This window comes from Syntrophales bacterium (genome assembly GCA_030655775.1).
GTDB lineage: Bacteria > Desulfobacterota > Syntrophia > Syntrophales > JADFWA01 > JAUSPI01.
Genome location: JAUSPI010000144.1, coordinates 1 through 2635, shown reverse-complemented (window position 1 = coordinate 2635; position 2635 = coordinate 1). Strand labels below are relative to the sequence as shown.

At 45.1% G+C, this 2635-nt stretch carries 3 protein-coding genes; 2 read left to right on the top strand and 1 reads right to left on the bottom strand.

Annotation, left to right across the window (positions count from 1 at the left end; genetic code table 11):
* Together Q7J27_07540 and Q7J27_07535 are read left to right on the top strand one after the other, a co-directional pair.
* Nucleotides 1-550 (top strand): galactosyltransferase-related protein (locus Q7J27_07540; GenBank protein ID MDO9528994.1); only part of this gene is annotated, 550 nt, incomplete at its 5' end.
* A gap of 111 nt (nt 551-661) precedes the next feature.
* On the top strand, nt 662-2281 hold the full coding sequence (locus Q7J27_07535; protein MDO9528993.1) for an IS1634 family transposase: 1620 nt from the start codon (nt 662-664) through the stop codon (nt 2279-2281).
* Here Q7J27_07535 and Q7J27_07530 read toward each other — a convergent pair.
* A partial coding sequence (locus Q7J27_07530) for a PAS domain S-box protein (protein ID MDO9528992.1) occupies nt 2220-2635 on the bottom strand: 416 nt, incomplete at its 5' end. The genes Q7J27_07535 and Q7J27_07530 overlap by 62 nt on opposite strands.

Genomic DNA, 2635 nt, shown 5'->3' with positions numbered 1-2635 from the left:
TTTCTTCTCAACCTGTGGCGTTTCCATAGAGCGCTCAGATATGATAAGCGTAGGTTTTTTCGATGAAGATTTTTCAGGTTATGGTGGGGAGGATGAAGAATTGGGATTTCGCTTGTTCCGAAATGGGGTTCGTCTTGTTTGGTGTGCTGATGCCTTGATGTGGGACACCGATGACTCATTAACCTTAGATAGAGTTTGTTCGAAGTATCGCCAATACGGATTGGGAAGTGGTCTATTGTTGTTTACAAAACATCCAGATTACCGAAAATATTCGCCATTCAGTAAACTGGAACCAATTAATTTCAAATCTGATGGGATAAGAACAATCATAACTAAATTGTTAATGCGAATGGTCTTACTACCTTGGGTTGCCCATTTGGTCCGCAAAGCCCTATCTATGATTGACCACCTGCCTTATAACCCACCAAATTTACTTTACAAATATGTCTTTAGTGCTAGCTATTTGGAAGGAGTTCGAGAGCGCAATACACCAGCCGATTGGAATGAAATAAAGGGACATACTTATAACCTGCGTTCCCGGATTATGTAACGAGTAATTCACTACAAATCCAATAAATAGAAGCTATTCAGATGATTTTCCCTTGACTTTTTCATCGTTACATTTAATAATATATGTAACGATGAATGGAGGGAAGTGCTGATGGCGGCAATCGTATATCAGACCAATAAACAAACAGGAATCACCTATGCTTATGAATCTGCATCCTATTGGGACAAAGAAAAGCAGCAGTCCCGTGCAAAACGCAGATGCATTGGGAAGGTGGCACCAGAAACCAAAGAAATCGTCCCGACCAGAAAAAGAGCTTCTGCCAAGGATGCTGAAAGTTATGATGACCCCCCTAAAAGAGGACCGGTACCCACAACGAATTCTTCTCGAGGCTTCTACGGGGCCACTTACCTCTTTGACGCTATAGGCGAGAAACTCGGAATGACCGCGGATTTAAAAAAATGCTTTCCGGATACCTACAAACAGGTTCTATCAACGGCATACTACCTCATACTGGAGGACAGAAACCCACTGAGTCGTTTCCCAAGATGGGCGGCCACACATAAACATCCTTATGAAAGAAACATCCCTTCCCAGAGGAGCAGTGAATTGTTTGCATCCATTACCGAAGACGCTAAAGATCGTTTCTTCCGACTACAGGGAAAACGCCGGGTAGAACAGGAATACTGGGCATACGATACGACCTCCATATCAAGCTATTCCAAGTGTCTGAGTCAGGTCAGATATGGTGTAAACAAAGACCATGACCCGCTGCCGCAGATTAATATTGCACTCCTCTTCGGCGAGAAATCCAACCTGCCGTTTTATTACCGCAAGCTGGCGGGGAACATCCCCGACGTGAAGACGGTAAAGAATCTCCTGGCAGATATTGATTTCTTCGGGTTTGACAAAATCAAGCTGGTCATGGACAGGGGCTTCTACAGTGAGGCCAACATTAACGACCTGTATCAAAACCACCTGAAATTCCTGATTGCCGCAAAGGTGTCACTGACGTTCGTGAAGGCCGAACTGGATAAAGTGCGCGATTCCATACGCACATGGACAAACTACAGTCAGAAGTATGATCTGTATGCCTATTCCACCAAAAGAGACTGGGATTATTCACAGGATCGACCCTACAAGGGCGACACCCTGAAAGGGAAACGCCGCATGTATCTACACCTTTACTTCAACAGTGAAAAGGCAGTGGAGGATGAGAAGAACCTCAATATCCTGCTCTGCACGCTTCAGAAAGAATTGGAAAGCGGCAAGATAAACCCGGAACACGAGAAGCAGTATGCCAAATATTTTGATATCAAGACCACCCCGGCAAGGGGAACGAAGGTCACTGCCAGGCAGGCGGCCATTGTTGAAGCAAAGAAGAACTACGGATACTTCGTGTTGCTCAGCAATGAGGTAAAGGATCCCATCGAAGCCCTGGAGATCTATCGCAACAAGGATCTTGTGGAAAAGGCATTTGGGAATCTGAAGGAACGCCTGAATTTCAGCCGTCCGGCTGTCTCCTCTGATCAAAGTCTGGATGGGAAGCTGTTCGTGGAATTTATAGCCCTGATACATCTTTCCTACATCAAAAAAAAGATGCAGGGGGGGAATCTTTTCAAGAAGTACACGATGCAGGAACTTCTTGATGAATTTGACATCATTGAATGCTTCGAGCAACCGGGGCGTGATCTACGCGTAGGTGAAGTAACTAAGCTGCAAATCGCACTTTATGAGGCGATGGAGATTGTGCCACCGACCTCGTTACATTAAGGGCGGGAATGCAGGTAACAAGTATAATACCGAATGGCGCACTCTCTAACAGCATTTGAAGCCGCTTATGTTCATAGATGATTTTTTCTTCAAACTGCTTGCGCTCGGCGATGTCCCGTATAATGCCTATTGCAGACCATCTGTTCTGCAAATATACCGCAGAGAGGGACAGCTCAACAGGGAACTCCGTTCCGTCCTTCCTTAGGGCAGAGAGTTCCAGTGTTTTTCCAACAGCATTACCTTTTCCTGTTTTCTTAAAATGGTCCAAACTTTTCACGAAAGACTGGTAGTATTTTTGTGGGGCAAGGAGTGCATGGAGTTCTTTCCCGATAGCTTCATTGGAGATGTAGCCAA

Bases quoted from the DNA above. Each gene is read 5' to 3' on its own strand.
- Q7J27_07535 (MDO9528993.1), top strand. From the start codon at position 662: ATGGCGGCAATCGTATATCAGACCAATAAACAAACAGGAATCACCTAT.